General features: G+C 57.5%; 12 protein-coding genes and 1 pseudogene. 11 read left to right on the forward strand and 2 right to left on the reverse strand.

All coding sequences use genetic code 11. From position 1 onward, the window contains the following. The 3 genes and pseudogenes from IQ273_RS18430 to IQ273_RS18440 all read left to right on the forward strand — a co-directional run. Positions 1 to 2,236: transglycosylase domain-containing protein (locus tag IQ273_RS18430; RefSeq protein ID WP_194024628.1), on the forward strand; the 2,236-nt coding region annotated here is incomplete at its 5' end. A gap of 198 nt (positions 2,237 to 2,434) precedes the next feature. After that, positions 2,435 to 2,704: pseudogene (locus tag IQ273_RS35850) on the forward strand (hypothetical protein); the annotation flags it as partial. Positions 2,705 to 3,002: 298 nt separating this feature from the next. After that, positions 3,003 to 3,290 (forward strand): hypothetical protein, encoded by a 288-nt coding sequence (locus tag IQ273_RS18440; RefSeq protein ID WP_194024629.1) that lies wholly within the window; start codon positions 3,003 to 3,005, stop codon positions 3,288 to 3,290. A gap of 514 nt (positions 3,291 to 3,804) precedes the next feature. On the opposite strand, the gene IQ273_RS18445 is transcribed toward IQ273_RS18440, so the two are convergent. Beyond that, positions 3,805 to 5,004 (reverse strand): FAD-dependent oxidoreductase, encoded by a 1,200-nt coding sequence (locus tag IQ273_RS18445; protein ID WP_194024630.1) that lies wholly within the window; start codon positions 5,002 to 5,004, stop codon positions 3,805 to 3,807. Between the two features lie 235 nt (positions 5,005 to 5,239). On the opposite strand from IQ273_RS18445, the gene IQ273_RS18450 reads away from it, so the two are divergent. From IQ273_RS18450 to IQ273_RS18470, 5 genes are all read left to right on the forward strand, one after another. Beyond that, positions 5,240 to 5,584, forward strand: a complete 345-nt coding sequence (locus IQ273_RS18450; protein WP_194024631.1) for a hypothetical protein — start codon at positions 5,240 to 5,242, stop codon at positions 5,582 to 5,584. Between the two features lie 19 nt (positions 5,585 to 5,603). Beyond that, positions 5,604 to 7,004 (forward strand): aldehyde dehydrogenase family protein, encoded by a 1,401-nt coding sequence (locus IQ273_RS18455; RefSeq protein ID WP_194024632.1) that lies wholly within the window; start codon positions 5,604 to 5,606, stop codon positions 7,002 to 7,004. Between the two features lie 95 nt (positions 7,005 to 7,099). Then, entirely contained in the window at positions 7,100 to 7,387 is a 288-nt protein-coding gene (locus IQ273_RS18460; RefSeq protein ID WP_194024633.1) for a YkvA family protein, read from the forward strand. A 181-nt stretch (positions 7,388 to 7,568) separates the two neighbouring features. Beyond that, positions 7,569 to 9,437, forward strand: coding sequence for an ATP-dependent zinc metalloprotease FtsH (gene ftsH, locus IQ273_RS18465; RefSeq protein ID WP_194024634.1), 1,869 nt, complete (start codon positions 7,569 to 7,571; stop codon positions 9,435 to 9,437). A gap of 172 nt (positions 9,438 to 9,609) precedes the next feature. Continuing rightward, positions 9,610 to 10,662 (forward strand): aromatic ring-hydroxylating dioxygenase subunit alpha, encoded by a 1,053-nt coding sequence (locus IQ273_RS18470; RefSeq protein ID WP_313898163.1) that lies wholly within the window; start codon positions 9,610 to 9,612, stop codon positions 10,660 to 10,662. A gap of 106 nt (positions 10,663 to 10,768) precedes the next feature. Here the strand turns inward: IQ273_RS18470 and IQ273_RS18475 are convergent, their stop codons facing one another. Continuing rightward, positions 10,769 to 11,809, reverse strand: coding sequence for a septal ring lytic transglycosylase RlpA family protein (locus tag IQ273_RS18475; protein WP_194024635.1), 1,041 nt, complete (start codon positions 11,807 to 11,809; stop codon positions 10,769 to 10,771). An 823-nt stretch (positions 11,810 to 12,632) separates the two neighbouring features. On the opposite strand from IQ273_RS18475, the gene IQ273_RS18480 reads away from it, so the two are divergent. From IQ273_RS18480 to IQ273_RS18490, 3 genes are all read left to right on the forward strand, one after another. Then, positions 12,633 to 12,839 carry a hypothetical protein gene (locus IQ273_RS18480; RefSeq protein WP_194024636.1) on the forward strand — a complete coding sequence of 69 codons (207 nt, stop codon included), beginning with the start codon at positions 12,633 to 12,635 and terminating at the stop codon, positions 12,837 to 12,839. 249 nt (positions 12,840 to 13,088) lie between these two features. After that, a complete protein-coding gene (locus IQ273_RS18485; RefSeq protein ID WP_194024637.1) occupies positions 13,089 to 15,554 on the forward strand; it encodes a bifunctional diguanylate cyclase/phosphodiesterase in 2,466 nt (821 codons plus the stop codon). A 305-nt stretch (positions 15,555 to 15,859) separates the two neighbouring features. Next, positions 15,860 to 17,251 (forward strand): NAD-dependent succinate-semialdehyde dehydrogenase, encoded by a 1,392-nt coding sequence (locus IQ273_RS18490; RefSeq protein WP_194024638.1) that lies wholly within the window; start codon positions 15,860 to 15,862, stop codon positions 17,249 to 17,251. The last annotated feature ends 79 nt before the right edge of the window (positions 17,252 to 17,330 follow it).

Below are 17,330 nucleotides of genomic sequence, written 5' to 3' on the forward strand. Positions count from 1 at the left end.
GCCCCGCACCCTGCTCAAGACCGTTACCCAGGCGTTTCAGGCCGTGCAAGCCAAGGTCGACTTTGGCAAGCTAGCGGTCAAGCCGGGGGCTCGCGCTGCCGAGCTAGAAGTCACGGTCAACGGTAAGCCCATCGCCTATCCTCTACTGGGCGAGCACTATATTATGGGGCGCAGCAGCTCCCAGTGCGACATTGTGGCCCCCAGCCCGATTGTCAGCCAGGTGCACGCCACCCTCACCCGCGACACCAACCGCCCCAGCCAGCCCTTCGTCATGAAGGACCGCAACTCGACCAACGGCATTTACCGGGGCAAAAAGCGGCTCACCCAGGCGGTGATGAACCATGGTGATGTCTATACCCTCGGCCCTCCTGAGCTTGAAGATGCCGTTACCGTGCGGTTTAGCGAGCCGCCCCCCTGGTATGTCAAAACGGCTCGCTACACCCTCTACGGGTTCACCGGGCTTTCTTTAGCGGTGGGGGCTTGGATTGTCGGCGTTGAGTGGCCCAAAATTCCGATGCGGCCCCTACCCGACTCGGTGCAGGGGCCGGTAGTCGTGTTTGGCGAAGAAAATGGAGCCGCCGTGCCCCTGCGGGAGCAGCTGACCCAGTCTCACCAAGAACTGCGCCGCATGGGCGACTTTTCGCCCTATCTACCCCAGGCGCTGATTGCCTCTGAGGATACTCGCTACTACTGGCACCTGGGGGTAGACCCTTTGGGCATTGCTCGGGCCGTCCTGATCAACTTGCAAGATGGGGCCATTCGCCAGGGGGGCAGTACGATTACCCAGCAGCTGGCCCGCAGCGTTTACCGCGAGTATGTGGGCACGGAAGATTCGGCTGGGCGCAAGCTGCGTGAAGCGGTAACGGCGCTGAAGCTGGAAACCTTCTACAGCAAAAACTATCTGCTGCTGACCTACCTGAATCGGGTTTACCTGGGCGATAACCTCTACGGCTTTGAGGATGCCTCTCAGTTTTACTTCGACAAACCCGCCCGCGACCTGACGCTTTCTGAGGCGGCGACTCTGGTGGGCATTTTGCCTGGCCCCAACGCCTTCAACCCAGTGCAAAACTACGATGCCGCCGTGTTTTACCGCGATCGCGTGCTCGATCGCATGGTAAGCCTAGGCATGGTAAGCCAGGAGGAGGCGCGGCGGGCGCGGCGATCGCGCATTGAGATCAGCCCCGATGCTACCCGGCAGCTACAGAGCACCCGTGCCCCCTACTTCTACAGCTACGTCTTTCAAGAGCTAGATGCGGTACTGGGTACCTCCCTGGCCCGCGAGGGCAATTTCTACGTGCAGACCAGCGTTGACCTCGACCTACAGGCCGCTGCCGAAAGTGCCCTCAGCCAAGATGTCGCCACTCAAGGCGCGGCTCTAGCTTATTCCCAGGGGGCTGTGGTTACCCTCGATAGCTCCAATGCGGCCATTCGTGCCCTGGTCGGCGGCGTCGATTTTGGCGAAAGCCAGTTTAACCGAGCTTCCCAAGCCCTGCGCCAGCCGGGCTCGACTTTCAAGCTGTTTGCCTATGGGGCAGCCCTAGAGCAGGGCATTTCCCCCGGCCGCTCGTTCTCTTGCGCACCGATGAACTGGAGCGGGCAGCGGTTTGCGGGCTGTCGCTCGGGTTCGGGCGCGCTCGACATGTATGCCGGTATGGCCCGCTCCGAGAACGTGGTGGCCCTGCGGATTGCTCAAGAGGCGGGCCTGCGCAACGTGATTAATGTGGCCGAGCGCCTGGGCATTGAGTCTAAGCTGGTAGCCTCTCCGGGGCTGACCCTGGGCGAAAGCGAAGTCACCCCGCTGGAAATTACCGGGGCGTTTGCGGCGGTCGCCAATGACGGCGTGTGGAACCGCCCCCATGGCATTGAGCGGGTGCTGGACAGCAGCGACTGCGCCGACCCCAACGACATCAGCACCTGCCGGGTGATCTACGAGTTTGGTCAGGCTGGAGATTCAAATCGTCAGGCGATCGAACCCGAAATTGCCAATACGCTGACCGGGCTCTTACAGGGGGTAGTACAGGGCGGCACCGGGCGCAGCGCTTTTTTGGGCCTGGGGGAAGCGGGTAAAACCGGCACCACCGACGACAACCGCGACCTTTGGTTTGTGGGCTTTGTGCCCGGTCGTGACTTGACGACGGGCGTTTGGCTGGGCAACGACGACAATACCCCCACGCGGGGCAGCAGCGGCCAGGCAGCGGCGGTGTGGGGCAATTACATGCGCCAGGTGGTGCAGTAGCGGCTAGTGGTTGGTCAGTAGGCTCAGAGAGTACTCGTACCAGGCTTAGAGACTACTCGCCTACGCTCAGAGACTACTCGCCTAAGCTCGGAGACTACTCGGCTAGGCTCAGAGACTACTCGACTAAGCTCGGGGACTACTCGACTAGGCTCAGAGACTACTCGACTAAGCTCGGGGACTACTCGACTAAGCTCGGGGACTACTCGGCTAAGCTCGGGGACTACTCGGCTAAGCTCGGGGACTACTCGGCTAAGCTCGGGGACTACTCGGCTAAGCTCGGGGACTACTCGGCTAAGCTCGGGGACTACTCGGCTAAGCTCGGGGACTACTCGGCTAAGCTCGGGGACTACTCGGCTAAGCTCGGGGACTACTCGGCTAAGCTCGGGGACTACTCGGCTAAGCTCGGAGACTACTCGGCTAAGCTCGGAGACTACTCGACTAAGTTCGGTGACTATCGCCTCTACCTAGATGCAATTCGCTGCCATGAATCCCAATTCTCGGGGTGTAACAAATTTAACTTGTCTATGCGGTGCGAATGAGATATCTTACTGAGCTATAGCTGTGTGCGTGCAGCTTGTCTTCCCAAAAATTTGGTCTAACGCCACTGGAAGGTGCGTCAACACCAACCAGCAGCTAACCCCGTCGACTGTCTGAGCCAGTCTCGGAGGCTAAGGTTGATTTTACCTGGCCGCCCTGAACTGCACATGTCTGGGGCGGCCAAATTTTTGGTTTCTTACCCGTCGTTTCATCGGAAAGGAACCCGATTATGTTGTGTTTTACCCGTCAAGATCCCCGAGTTCTTCAAGAACTCGGGGATCTAAATCCCCTGCGCCTTGCCATTCCCGATGTTCAGCAGGGGCGCGAGCGATTGCGCCATCTGGTGATTGGCTCGCCGGAAGGGGTGCAGGGGGCGATCAATCACCTGCACCTGCTGCAATACGCCGAGCGGCTGGAGTGGAGCCGCCAGTTTACGATTCCCGAGTCGGGGATATTGATTATGCCCGAGCAGGGAGAGGTGTTTAGCTTGCTGCTGCGCGATCGGCAGTTGGGTTAGCAGAAGCTCTCGCCCAAGCCCCCCTTCTTCCCCTTCTTAAGAGGGGATCTCTTTCTTTTCTATTGAAGAACTTCTATTCTGTGGGTTTCTTGATTGAGGTGATTTGATCCCCCCTGCCCCCCTTAAAAAGGGGGGTGTTGTCCGCCTAATGGCTATGTCAAAACCGCCGCCCGCCACTCCCCCGGTCTCAAAAGCGTTGCCGACCAGCTAGGCGAGCGCTTCAAAGCTATGGGCAAACGCCTCGCCAAGGCTAGTGACCTAGCCGCTTAAACTACTTGTTGATTTAACAAAATAGACAAGAACAAAATACATGAGGGGGATGGCTGATTTGAGTTAGCCGTCCCCCTCTCATTCCTCGACAACGCGCTCAGGGCCTCGCCAAAGTCTCCCGTTGACACGCCTTTCAAACACAGCCAGGGCAGCAGTTCCTCCGCGCACTTTAAACCGTCACCCCTAGGCCACAGCCCCCTGTCACAATCAGCTGGGTCCAAGACTAGGGCGGGCTTCTTCTCTGCTAAACCTCTAGTCGCACGGGGGTAATACCCTCGCGCAGGGGCTGCTGTTGCTGTGTCCAGACTCGCTTGACTAAAGGGCCAACGACGGGTGAAAACGCGCTTAGCCCCTGGCTCAGCAGACCAAAGCGGCGCAGCATCTCCCCCCGACTAGCTTCGTGGGCCTGCAATTTTTGGGCTTGAATAATTTCAGGTTCGCGCTCGGCCTGAATACGGGCCAGGGCACAATCGATTACAGCTGAAGCCGAGTCATCAGCCTGTTGAAACGCGGGTACTAGGTGATTGGTGGCGACAATTACATCGCGCAGGGCCAGGTTGATGCCTTGGGCTCGCACGGGTGACATGGGGTGAGCGGCATCGCCCAGCAGCAGCAGGCCGGGGCGGTGCCAGCGATCGCAGCGACCAACCATGACCGAGAGCCGCATAGGTGGCGAAATTTTGTCTTCCACTGCCCAAAAATGCTCAACTAGTTCCGGGGGTACCAGGGCGGCGAAGGTGGCTGCCCAGTTTTTTTGCTCGGTGGGTTCATCTGGCGAAATGGCCCAGGCCAGGTGCAGCCTGCCTGCCTCCGCTCCGTGAAACAGGCTAAATACGCGTCCGCCCTTGACCACGGTGCAAAAGCGATTGTCATTCTCGTAGTTGGGGGGGGCGGGCAGCTTAAACCACAGCACATCGATACTTTTGGGCTGCGTGGTTAGGGTTAGCTCAGCCTTTTGGCGCAGGAGCGAGGCGCGGCCATCGGCCCCTACCACCAGGTCGGCTTCTATAGTGCGGCCATCGGTTAGCGATACTCCCGTGACGCGCTGCTTGTCCCACAGCAACTCCTTTACTCCGGTTCCAGAAATCCACTCAAATCCTGGTTTGGTTTGGGCTGCCTGTACCAGGGCGGCGAGCAGGGGCGGTTGAGAGACCAGAGTGCAGGGGCGAGCTGAACCCAGGGGTTCATTGGCGCGAAACAGGCGGCGATCGCTGAGCCAAAATTCCCAAGCGCTCAGGGGACGGTGGGGAACGGTCTCTAGTAGGGTATCTAGCCCCATTTGGTGCAGGGCGTCGAGACCGCTGGGCATGAGCCCTTCGCCGCGAAACTGGCGCTGAAAGTCGCGGGCGGCTTCGACCAGGGTAACGGGTATGCCTCGCCGAGCTAGCAACAGGGCCAGGGTGGCCCCAGTAGGGCCAGCGCCGACGATGACCACGTTGGGCATAGTTTAATGAACGCTATAGCAAAACCTCTATTCAGAATAACGTTCAATGGCATGACCTTAAGAGTGCAAATCTTTTCAGGTGTAGTTTCTGTAGATTAGGCAAGATACATGACTACAGACAACCGAGACAGCTATCCTACGTTAGTTCGTTCGCGATCCTTAGATACTTGCGATCGCGGTGCATGAGTAAGTATGTTCAGATCCTGTAGCAGAAGAACATTCAAAAGGTTGCACCATGGCTAAAGGATTTGGCACCAAACCAGACCGGCCGCTTGGATACGTCCTCAATTTGATGCCGAAATTCCATGCTTATGCAGGCAAGTTTTCTCTTGATTTTCGTGGAGAACCTGGACGCTTTATCGGCATCGTGAGTGATTTGGAGGATGCTCAAGTCTGGAAAAAGCAGAAAGAGGCCAGAGACGCAATCCTGAAATATTATTTAGACTGCCTCGCTGATCAGCTTCAAGAGTCATCAGAAGTCAACGTCACTATCCAACGTCTAAGAAGATCAGAGGGAGGCAAACTGACGACTGAACCTGTAGAAACACTTGTTTTTTCTGCCGCTGAGTTGAACCAATAACGACTTCACTTCCCTCGCTATGGCTGACCTGCTCTCGATTATTAACCCCGCTACCGAGGCGTTGATTAAAGAAATCTCGGTGGATGATCGCGCTGCCGTTGCTGAGAAATACGTGCGGGCGCGGCAGGCTCAGCCAGCGTGGTCGGCGCTGCCTTTGGCCGATCGCATTCAGCCCATCCTTCGGTTACGAGCATTACTGATCGAACGAGTCGATCTACTGGCGGCGTTGCTCACATCAGAAATTGGCAAGCCTATCACCCAGGCCCGCAGCGAAATTTTGGCGGTGCCGGGGCGGATTGATTTTTTCGTAGAGAATGCAGCCAACGTTCTTGCCCCGGAGCGAGTTTACTGCGAGCCAGCCGAGGCCCGACCAGGAATGGGGACGCTGGAGGAGGTGATTGGTTACGACCCGCTGGGGGTGATCGCCAATATTTCGGCCTGGAACTATCCGTATTTTGTGGGGGGGAATGTGTTTATTCCGGCGCTGCTGCTGGGCAATGCAGTGCTGTATAAGCCATCGGAGTTTGCCACGCTAACGGGAGGGGCGATCGCAGATCTCCTCCACGAGTCCGGTATTCCCGAGGATGTTTTTATCCCGGTGATTGGTTTAGGGCTAACTGGCGCTGCGCTACTGGATCAACCGATCGATGGCGTATTCTTCACGGGCTCCTACGCTACGGGGCAAAAGATTGCCGTAGCTTCCGCCCCAAAACTAATTCGCACTCAGCTAGAGCTGGGCGGCAAAGACCCGGCCTACGTATGCGCCGATGCAGCGGTGGCGGTGGCCGCGGCGGGTTTAGCGGATGGGGCGTTTTACAACAATGGTCAGAGCTGCTGTGCGATCGAGCGCATCTATGTTCACACTGATGTGTACGACGAGTTTCTCGAAGTGTTCATGGCAACAGTGCAGGGGTTTGAGCTGGGCGACCCTACCGATCCACAGACCTACCTTGGCCCAGTCAGCCGTAAGCCTCAGCTAGCTGTGTTGGCCGATCAGGTGGCGGATGCTTTAGCCAAAGGAGCTACCCTGCGCTGCGGCGGCGAAAGGATGGATCGCCCCGGCTGGTACTTTGCCCCCACGGTGCTCACCGAGGTCAACCACTCCATGACGGTGATGCAAGAAGAAACCTTTGGCCCGGTGATTGGCATTCAGCGGGTGGCCAGCGACGAGGAAGCCGTGGCGTTGATGCAGGATACGCCCTACGGACTGACGGCGGCGGTATATGGGACGGATCGGGAACGGGCTGTAGGCATTCTGAGTCAGCTCAAAACTGGCAGTGCCTACTGGAACTGCTGCGATCGCGTTAGCCCCCGCCTGCCCTGGAGCGGTCGCGGCCACTCAGGTCTGGGGGCCACTCTATCGGTAGCGGGGGTGTCTACCTTTTTGAATCCTCGCGGCTGGCACCTGCGGGTGGACTAGAGTTCGGTCGCGCCCCATCCAGCGGGCGGCTATCCGCCAAGGAGCACAATAGGGGTTCCGTGGCACCATAAAGCCATCGCATTCAACCTTGCCCCATGAACTCTCCTGTTCAGTCTTTTTACGACTGGTATAAGCGCACCCTTGAGCACCCCAAATATCGCTGGATTTTAGCCGGTGCTACGCTGCTATACCTGCTCAGCCCCATCGACATTTCCCCTGACTTCATTCCCATCATCGGCTGGATTGACGACGCAGCGGTGGCGTCTATCTTTATCGCCGCGATGTCGCAGATCATGCTGTCGGGGCTAACCAACAAGCGTTCTGGATTGCGAGCCGATGCCCCCGATGCTGGTGATACCACCGTGGACGTTGATTTTAATTAACTGAGATGTTCCAGCGGTGGGTTATGGTCCCCAAGGCTATTGAATAGTATCAAGGCTAGAAATACCCAACCCACCCTACCAGCACCACGGCGAGGAACCGCTACCCCACCCTCTGGCTGATACCCTTCCAGTTTGGGCGATCGCCCCTACCACAATTCAAAATCGCAAATTTAAAACCGTTATGCCTGTTAAAAAAGACCCTCAAACGCCGCGATCGCGCCAAATCGCCAATATTGTCCTTTGGGCCGCCACCGGCTTGCTGCTGCTCAACATCGTGTTCTCTGGCGTGTTTGGCAATCAAACTGCCCGTGAGCCCTACAGCATGTTCATCCACCGCATTCAAGAGCAAGAGGTGGTGCGGGCTTCGGTGGGGCAAAACGAAATTCGCTACCAGGTCAAAGACCCCACCACGGGCGAACCTGGGGATGTGTACATCACCACGCCCATCTTTGATTTACAACTGCCTCAGCTACTTGAAGACAACGGCGTGGAGTTTGCCGCCGTGCCACCGCCTAAGGGCCAGTGGTTTGGCAGCCTGCTGAGTTGGGTGATTCCGCCGCTGATCTTCATTGGCGTGTGGCGGTTCTTTATTGCTCGTGGTGGCGGCGGTCCCCAGGGGGCGCTCTCGATTGGCAAGAGCAAGGCCAAGGTCTACGTCGAAGGTGACGCGGGCAAAATTACCTTCGACGATGTCGCTGGGGTCGAAGAGGCCAAAACCGAGCTGGTAGAAGTGGTCGATTTCCTCAAAACTCCCAAACGCTTTACAGACCTGGGGGCCAAAATTCCCAAAGGCGTGCTGCTGGTTGGCCCTCCCGGCACAGGTAAAACCCTGATGGCCAAGGCCGTTGCCGGTGAAGCAGGGGTTCCCTTCTTCAGCATTTCGGGTTCAGAATTTGTGGAACTGTTTGTGGGTGTGGGCTCATCCCGCGTGCGCGACCTGTTTGAGCAGGCCAAAAAGCAGTCGCCCTGCATCATCTTTATTGACGAACTAGATGCGATCGGCAAGTCGCGCTCCTCTAATGGTATGTACGGCGGTAATGACGAGCGCGAGCAAACCCTGAACCAGCTGCTCACCGAAATGGACGGCTTTGACGCAAGCGCCACTACAGTCATTGTGCTGGCGGCCACCAACCGCCCCGAAACCCTTGATCCTGCCCTGCTGCGTCCTGGTCGTTTCGATCGCCAGGTGCTGGTCGATCGCCCCGACGTCAAGGGCCGTGAAGCGATCCTCAAAATCCACGCTAAGGATGTGAAGCTGGCCGACACAGTCAATCTGAAGCAGACGGCCACCCGCACCCCAGGCTTTGCTGGGGCTGACTTGGCCAACCTGGTCAACGAAGCCGCCCTGCTGGCCGCCCGTCGCAACAGCACCGTAGTTGAGCAAGAAGACTTCAGTGAGGCGATCGAGCGTGTCGTTGCAGGTCTAGAGAAAAAGAGCCGCGTGCTCAACGACAAAGAAAAGAAAATTGTCGCCTACCACGAAGTCGGTCATGCCCTAGTCGGAGCAATGATGCCCGGTACGGATCAGGTCGAAAAAATCTCTATCGTGCCGCGCGGTATGGCTGCCCTGGGCTATACGCTGCAGCTGCCCACCGAAGACCGCTTTCTCAGGGATGAGGCCGAGCTGAAGGGGCAAATTGCCACCCTGCTGGGCGGGCGATCGGCTGAAGAAATCATCTTCGGCAGCATTACCACCGGAGCCTCGAACGACCTGCAGCGGGCTACTGATATGGCCGAGCAAATGGTTACCACCTACGGCATGAGCCAGGTGCTCGGCCCCCTCGCCTACGATCGCGGCCAGCGCAATACCTTCCTCGATGGCGGTATGCCCAATGCTCGCCGCCCGATCAGTGAAGAAACCGCCAAGGCGATCGATGAAGAGGTCAAAGCGATCGTCGAAGAGGGCCACCAGCGCGCCCTCGACATTCTCAAGCAAAACCGCGACTTGCTTGAAACCCTGGCCCAGCAGCTGCTCGAAACAGAGGTGATCGAAGGAGCCCCCCTGCGCGAACAGCTCAAGCAAGTGCAAGATCCTCAACCCGTGGGTTAAGAGTTACTGAATAGTTGAGAATTGCCCCAGCCTGGCTTGCACAGGCTGGGGCATTCTTATCAAGACAAACTGTGAGACGCGCCCCCAAACTGGCCCAAGGAAGACCCTTGCCGCTGCCTGACCTCTGCTAAAGTATTGATTGCTTTAATCTATGCGGATTTGCTGAAACCCTGTGGTTGCCGTTAACGACATCTACCTGCTGCGCAACATCTGGTATCACGCTATGCCTAGCCACAAGCTAAAGGCGGGCAAGATGGTAGCCAAAACCCTGCTCAACGAGCCCATTTTGTTGGGTCGCACCAGCCAGGGCAAAGCCTTTGCCGTGCGCGACATTTGCCCCCATCGGGCGGTGCCCCTCAGCTGTGGCCGCTTCGACGGTACTGAGGTCGAGTGCTGCTACCACGGCTGGCGCTTCAACGAAAACGGCCAGTGCACCGAGATTCCATCGCTGATGCCCGATCAGCAGATGGACTTGAGCCGCTTTGACGTGCTCAGCTACGAGGTCAAAGAGGTACAGGGCAACCTGTGGGTCTATATGAGCGATCGCGCCAACCCCCAGCCTCCCCGCTTCGATGTGCCGCGTGTACCAGGCTTTAGCGACGACGTGCGCCCTAAAGTTACCTACACCATGCGCTTTCCCTGCTATATCGACCATGCCGTAGTGGGGCTAATGGACCCGGCTCACTCGCCCTTTGTCCATCGCTCGTGGTGGTGGCGCGGCGCGACTCTAAACGACGAAATTAAGTGGTTCGACCCTTCCACCTACGGGTTCACCATGCGCAAACACCGCATGGGTGACAACATGGGCTATGGCTACTGGCTAATCGGTGGCGTGCCCAACAACGAAATTATCTTTTACCTGCCCGGTGTGCGCACCGAGGAAACGACGACAGCCAGGCACCGCGTGGTGAATTTAACGACGGTGACGCCGCTCACCGACGACCAAACCGATGTCACCTTCGAGCTGTACTGGGATCTGCCCTGGGGCGCTCTGCTCAAGCCCATTCTGCCGCTGATGATTCGCTCGTTTCTCGGCCAAGATCGCGACGTCGTGATCAAGCAGCAGGAAGGGCTCAAGCACGAGACCGTGCTGCGACTGATTAAAGACTCAGACACTCTGGCCCGCTGGTACTACCAGCTCAAGAAAGAGTACCAGCGCTCCCAAAGCGAACAACGTGAGTTTGTGACCCCCGTCAAGACACAGCTGCTTAAGTGGCGCGCCTAGCAGTCTGTGCATTGTTGAAGAGCTGAAGCAGGGTATGACTACGGTTCAAGGCATTCGGTCTCAAGGGCAAACCGTAAACCCTAAACCTGATACCTTGCCCCCAAACCTAAGGTAGCTTCGCCACCACATCCTCGTGCCAAGCGGAGGGGAATCCTGGGGCTAAAATCGTCGCCTGGTAAGGAATCACTCCCACATGATCGCTCCCTAGGCATTGGGCGGCGGCGTAGGAGAGGTCAAGCGATCGTTCACCAATGTACGGGCCGCGATCGTTGATACGCACCACTACAGTTTTACCGTTGAGCTGGTTCCGCACCTTGAGATGGGTGCCAAAGGGCAGTGTTTTGTGGGCCGCCGTAAGGTCGTGCTGGTTAAAGGTTTCGCCCGTAGCTGTCTGTCGGCCGTGGAAGTACGGTCCATACCAGGAGGCGATGCCACCAAAGGTTTGATGGGTTTCGCCCAGCCCTTTAGCCACCATCTGCACCTGGCTAGAGTCTAGGGGGGCAGCCCCAAAAGCCAGCCGCAGGTTATTGACCCACTGGGTGGCCTGTAGAGCAGGCGGCGCGTCCTCAGGGGAAGCAGAATCTGCCGTTTTGGACAGCACAAACACGGTTTTGCCGTCTACCTGGGCTGCTGCCTGGTGCTGGCTCAGGCTAGGGGTAAGTTGATCTGGTTTGGTTTCTAAAACCGGCACCGCCTGACGAATTTGGTTGGCAATCTGGTCTGCTACCTGGCGCGATAGCACCCGACCAATCGGCACATTTTTGACCTGAATGGTGAAACCCTCGGCTGAGCTATCGACTCCAGCGGCAAGAGCATTACCGCAGGCACTAGAGGTTGGCATGATCTGGGTAACACCGCTACCAGCGTGGGCCTCGCTGCCCTGGGCTACTACGGCCACAGCCGCAGTAGCGACCCAGTGGGACCAATCGACAGCGGCGGTCTGTGGCCAGGCAAGCTGAGGCTGCAGCGATGGAGGCCGATCAGCCAACGCTTGCAGATGCAGAAGTGAGTAGGGCAGTTCGTCAGGATCTACCGCCGATTGGCGCTGCAAATTAGCTGCTGCGGATGGGGTAACCGCTGGCAGCGCAACACGTTGATTGAGATAATGCGGCAGAACTGCAGCCCAGAGAAATCCAAATAACGTCATTTATGCGTGTGCTGAAATCGACGCCCGCAGCCCCCGTACATCTACCCGACGGCAGACCTAGCGACAAGCTGTAGCTGTGGGCTATTGAAAGCAGCAACCCCGGCAACAGCGCTTGCTCAGCTACCAGGGCAAAAAAAGCTAACTTTCAGGGTCATTCGCAGACTAGCGAATAGTTTTTCAGACTAACACCTAAAATTTGTATATGCAACGACATTCTTTGCGGAGACTTTAGAGTAGTGCCTTAAAATCTCCCCTGGGCACATGAGACGAAACCATTAGCCCCGATCGCAACAAAGTACCGAATGTGTTGATTGTTGTGGAGTGCATTCGCGAAGCAATGCACCAACAAGGCAGAAAGCTGCCGATAAATTTGCTTTAGAAAGCTTGGCTTAAAGAAATGAAGCGCTGGCTAGCCACCCTAATAAAGTAGCAGCCCCATCTAAATGACACCAACAGAGGGGGTCAGACGGGGCTGGAGACGCAGTTAGGAGGTATCTTGCGTTAAGCATATCTGGGGAATGGGATGGTAGCGCCTTACCTTAACAAGTTTTTAATGCCTGAGGTTTGGCTCCATGTCGCGATCGCAGCAGCACACGGCTGGTATAGGGCAAGAGCGCTCGGCAGTCACCTGTGAGGTTAAGGGAAGTTTACGGTCCTTCTATAGGACCATAAAGCTTCAGTGAAAGCCTGGTGGTCAGGTATCGAATGAAACCTTGGACGTGAAGAATCACACTATGCCTCCGACAGCATCAGAGTCGCAGCAGCGAACTTGGTTTGGCGGGAGGGCAGGAGGTTCGTCACTATTCTAGAGTGGGTTTCAGTCATGAAGGCAGCGCTTATACGAGTGTTTATCTGGCCTAGCGGCACAGCCATACTGGTGGGAATCAGCGTGTTAACTTTGCTACTGCTGCACTGGCCCAATCTGAGTAGCGATCGCCAGGCTAGTGGCCCTCGCGATGAGTTTCCGGGCCAGCGGCGAGGGGGCGGCACCCACTGGGTTAACGCATTACACAATGACACTATGGCTTAGAGGTCATGGCTTTGGCAGACCCAACCCTACGGGATACTGAGCGGTACTTGGTTCCGGCGCAATGTCCGGATAGCGCCGAAAAAGCTCTGTATATTTTGTTTACTCAGGGATTTGAGTCAATGCCTGCCATTGTCACTTCTACCATTGTCGGTTTAATCCATGGTGCATTTCCGTGCTTGGCCCTTGAGGCAACAGGTTCTTCGGTTAGCCGCTTATTTTTCAAAACCGGTTAATTTTGGCAGCCGAGCCGTGCTGGTCTCTAGCCTGCTGGCGCTGACGCTAGTGTCTGTGGGCAAGCGGCTTCAACTGTTTGAAACCCTGGAAATGTCGAGTTTTGATCTGCTCACCCGCCTCCAAATCCAGGGAACGCCAGATCCCCGACTGCTGCTGATAGAAGTCACTGAGGCCGATCTGGAAGCCCATGGTTGGCCCCTATCTGACCAGGTGATCGCTGACATTATTGCAGAGGTGCAGCGCCACGAACCGGCGGTGGTGGGGTTAGACCTGTACCGCAACACCCCGCAAGACATGCCCGGCCAGGCCGCTTTGGCTCAGGCCTTTGAGGCCCCTAATGTCATTGGTATCTTTAACGTAGGCAATCAGGGCAAGGGCATTGAGGTGCCTGCCCCCGCGACCTGGCCCGCTAACCAGTTGGGCTTTAACGATTTTGTCATTGATCCCGATGGAGTGCGGCGACGTAACCTCTTGTACGTGTCGGCTCCAGGAAATCCATTTTTCTCATTTCCGCTGCGGGTAGTGCTGGCCTACCACAACGATTTACCGTTTCAAGTCGATCGGCAAAACGACCTGTTGCGCATTGGGGATGCTGAATTCCCGGCTTTGCTGCCCGGCGATGGCGGCTATGCCAGGGCCGATCACCGGGGCTACCAGGTGCTGATGAAATATCGTACCCCCTACGAACCGGCCCCCACTTTAACCATTACCCAGGTGCTGGCCGGAGCAGTGCCCCCCACCTGGGTGCGGGGCAACATCGTGCTGATTGGCTCGACGGCCTCTAGCTTGAAGGACGAGTTTTTTACCCCCTTCACCCAGGATCAGTCGTCGCAGCTTATGATGGCCGGGGTAGAAGTGCATGCCCAAAGCATTAGCCAACTGCTCGATGCGATCGCAGGCCAGCCAGCCCTCTACCGCTTCTTACCGCAGTGGGGTGAGTTTCTCTGGCTGCTGGGCTGGACCCTGGTCGCCGGTATTGCCGGGTGGACCGTGCGTCGCCCCGCAAGCCTGCTGGTGCTCAGCGGCGGCATAGTCTTGGGCATTTGGGGCCTCAGCGGTCTGGCCCTGGCCCAGCTTGTCTGGGTACCCACGGTCGAACCCATCGCCGCCTTTTTGCTGGCCCTGGGTCTGGTGCTCACCCAAAAAGCGCTGTACCGCAGCAGCTACGACCAGTTGACCATGCTGCCGGGGCGCGACATGTTTTTAATGCAGGTGCAGCGGGCGCTGCAGCACCACCCCGGCACAGCGGTCACGGTGGTGTTTCTAGATATTGATCGCTTTAAGCTGATCAACCAATCCTTTGGCCACTTGATGGGCGATCGCGTGCTGAAAACGATCGGTCAGCGGCTGCGGCAGTTTCTGCCCACCTCGGCTCAGCTGGCGCGGGTCGGCGGCGACGAGTTTGCCTTTTTGCTGCCGGTGCACGACCAGACTGCCGTAGACCAGTGGCTCAGCCGCTTGCAAACCGAGTTGTCGGCCCCCTTCTCGGTGGCGCGGCGGCGGCTTTCGGTGACTAGCTCCATGGGCGTAGCCATGGCCCACCGCGACCATCCGCCCACCGCCCAAGACCTGCTGCGCGATGCCCACACCGCCATGTATCGGGCCAAGGCGCTGCACGAGTATCGCCACGAGGTATTTGCCAGCACCATGCATGAAGAAGCGGTGCGTCGCCTAGAGCTAGAGAGTCATCTGCTCAATGCCTTTGAAAACAACGAGTTTTTGCTGCACTACCAGCCCATCGTCTGCCTTCAGAGCGGCTACATTTCTGGGTTTGAGGCACTGGTGCGCTGGTATCGGCCCGAAGAGGGCTTTGTGTCGCCCGGGCAGTTTATTCAGGTGACCGAAGAGACAGGGCTGATTGTACACCTGGGCCAGTGGATTTTTCGGGCCGCCTGTACCCAGCTCAAAGCCTGGCAGCAGCAGTTTCCCGACCAGCCGCTGACCATGAGCATTAACCTCTCGCGACGACAGTTTCACCAGGCCGATTTGGTCGATCAGTTCGGCAATACCCTGCAAGAACTAGCGCTAGTTGGCAACCGAGTACAGCTCGAAATTACCGAAAGTATGATCATGCGCGATGTCGATGGAGCCGTAGACCTGATGCATCGGCTCAAGCAGCTGGGGCTGAAGCTGGCGATCGACGACTTTGGCACCGGCTACTCATCGCTGAGCTATTTGCATCGGTTTCCCACCGATACCCTCAAGATTGATCAGTCCTTTGTAGGCCGCATGGATCAAAGCGATGACGATCGCGAAATTGTTCACACCATTATTACCCTGGGTCAAAAGCTGAATATGGACCTGGTAGCCGAAGGAATTGAGACCGAAACCCAGCTAGATCGGCTGCGGGCGATGGGCTGTCAGCGGGGGCAGGGCTACTTGTTTTCACAACCTCTGGGGCGCGATGCGGCGACAGCCCTACTGGCTAACCCCTGGCCCTGGGCTAGGGCCAGCACCTTTGATGAGGCCCAAACGGCTTGAAAATAGGGGGTGTTTGGTCAACGTTACATAACACTATGTTTTGTGCAGAAGTAATAGGATGAGAGGGCAGCTTTTTGTGCTTCAGGGCACAGTTATAAAGAGACTGAGTTTTAGAGGTTGACGACCGAAGCTGCACTCGTTCCGAACGCAAATACACTCCATAGCTGACTCATCTGGGTTGTCGAGATTTGGACCCAGGTAAGTTGCCTGCGATCGCGGCGGTTAAGTCGCGTTCTAGGGGTAGCTGTGCCGTAGGAGCGATCGAACCGGTCGCCGACCTCAGTTGACCAACAGGAGGTCAAATCATGCCTATTGCTAGTATTAACCCCGCCACCGGGGCGGTTCTCAAAGAATTTAAAGCCCTGAGCGAGAACGACATTGAGCACAAGCTTGCCCTGGCGATTGAGACCTTTACTACCTACCGCCAGACATCGTACGAGCAGCGGGCTGCCTGGCTGCGTCAGGCGGCTCAGGTGCTCGACGACAACAAAGCCGCCTATGCCAAAATCATGACCCTGGAGATGGGTAAGCCGCTGGCGGGAGCCGTGGCCGAGGTCGAAAAAAGCGCCCTGGTCTGCCGCTACTACGCCGACCACGGGGCCGAGTTTCTGGCCGATGAGCCCGCCACTACCGACGCCAGCCGCAGTTTTGTGCGCTACCAGCCCCTGGGGCCAGTGCTGGCGGTGATGCCATGGAACTTTCCCTTTTGGCAGGTGTTTCGCTTTGCGGCCCCGGCCCTGATGGCGGGTAACGTGGGTTTGCTCAAGCACGCCTCGAATGTGCCCCAGTGCGCCCTGGCGATTGAGGAAATCTTTCAAAAGGCGGGGCTGCCCAAGGGGGCGTTTCAGACCCTGCTGATTGGGGGCGATCGCATTGCCAAGCTAGTCACTGACGATCGCATCAAAGCTGCAACCCTCACCGGTAGCGAGCCCGCCGGGGCCAGTCTGGCCGCCGCCTGCGGACAGCAGATCAAAAAGACGGTGCTGGAGCTGGGCGGCAGCGACCCGTTTATTGTCATGCCCAGCGCGGATTTGGAGGCAGCGATCGCCACCGCCGCCACCGCCCGCATGCTCAATAACGGTCAGTCGTGTATTGCCGCCAAGCGGTTTATTGTCCATGAGGCGATCGCTGAACGGTTTGAGCAGGGGCTGACCGAAAAATTTGCTGCGTTAGTAGTGGGTAACCCTCTAGACGACGAAGTTACCGTCGGCCCGATGTCTACCCCTGACATTGCCGCCGAGCTAGAGCAGCAGGTCAACGCCTGCCTGGCGGCGGGGGGCACTGCCCTAATCGGTGGGGATGTTGCGGCGCTAAAGGCTCAGCTGCCCACCGACTTGCAGAACGGCAATTGGTTTCCGCCTACCATTCTGGCCGCTCTGCCACCGGGTACTCCCGCCGAGCAGGAGGAGTTCTTTGGCCCGGTGGCGCTGGTGTTTCGCGTGGCCAATCTGGATGAGGCGATCGCGCGGGCCAACGACATTCCCTTTGGGCTGGGGGCCAGCGGCTGGAGCCAAGACCCCGCCGAGCAAGAGCGGTTGATGGCTGAGCTAGAGGCGGGGGCAGTCTTTATTAATGGTTTGGTAAAGTCTGATCCGCGCCTGCCCTTCGGCGGTATTAAGCGCTCAGGATATGGAAGAGAACTGGGCCGCCAGGGCATTCACGAATTTGTCAACATCAAAACCGTCTGGATCAAGTAGCCCCACGTTCTAACGTTTGCAGGTTAGAAGGTTCGCAATTTCAACGTTCCAAACCTTCCAACCTTCCCCAACCTTCCAA

This window comes from Nodosilinea sp. LEGE 07298, from assembly GCF_015207265.1.
Taxonomy (GTDB): domain Bacteria; phylum Cyanobacteriota; class Cyanobacteriia; order Phormidesmidales; family Phormidesmidaceae; genus Nodosilinea.

Coding starts and splice junctions, on each gene's coding strand:
- IQ273_RS18440 (WP_194024629.1), top strand. CDS start 3,003: ATGTTGTGTTTTACCCGTCAAGATCCCCGAGTTCTTCAAGAACTCGGG.
- IQ273_RS18445 (WP_194024630.1), bottom strand. CDS start 5,004: ATGCCCAACGTGGTCATCGTCGGCGCTGGCCCTACTGGGGCCACCCTG.
- IQ273_RS18450 (WP_194024631.1), top strand. CDS start 5,240: ATGGCTAAAGGATTTGGCACCAAACCAGACCGGCCGCTTGGATACGTC.
- IQ273_RS18455 (WP_194024632.1), top strand. CDS start 5,604: ATGGCTGACCTGCTCTCGATTATTAACCCCGCTACCGAGGCGTTGATT.
- IQ273_RS18460 (WP_194024633.1), top strand. CDS start 7,100: ATGAACTCTCCTGTTCAGTCTTTTTACGACTGGTATAAGCGCACCCTT.
- ftsH (WP_194024634.1), top strand. CDS start 7,569: ATGCCTGTTAAAAAAGACCCTCAAACGCCGCGATCGCGCCAAATCGCC.
- IQ273_RS18475 (WP_194024635.1), bottom strand. CDS start 11,809: ATGACGTTATTTGGATTTCTCTGGGCTGCAGTTCTGCCGCATTATCTC.
- IQ273_RS18480 (WP_194024636.1), top strand. CDS start 12,633: ATGAAGGCAGCGCTTATACGAGTGTTTATCTGGCCTAGCGGCACAGCC.
- IQ273_RS18490 (WP_194024638.1), top strand. CDS start 15,860: ATGCCTATTGCTAGTATTAACCCCGCCACCGGGGCGGTTCTCAAAGAA.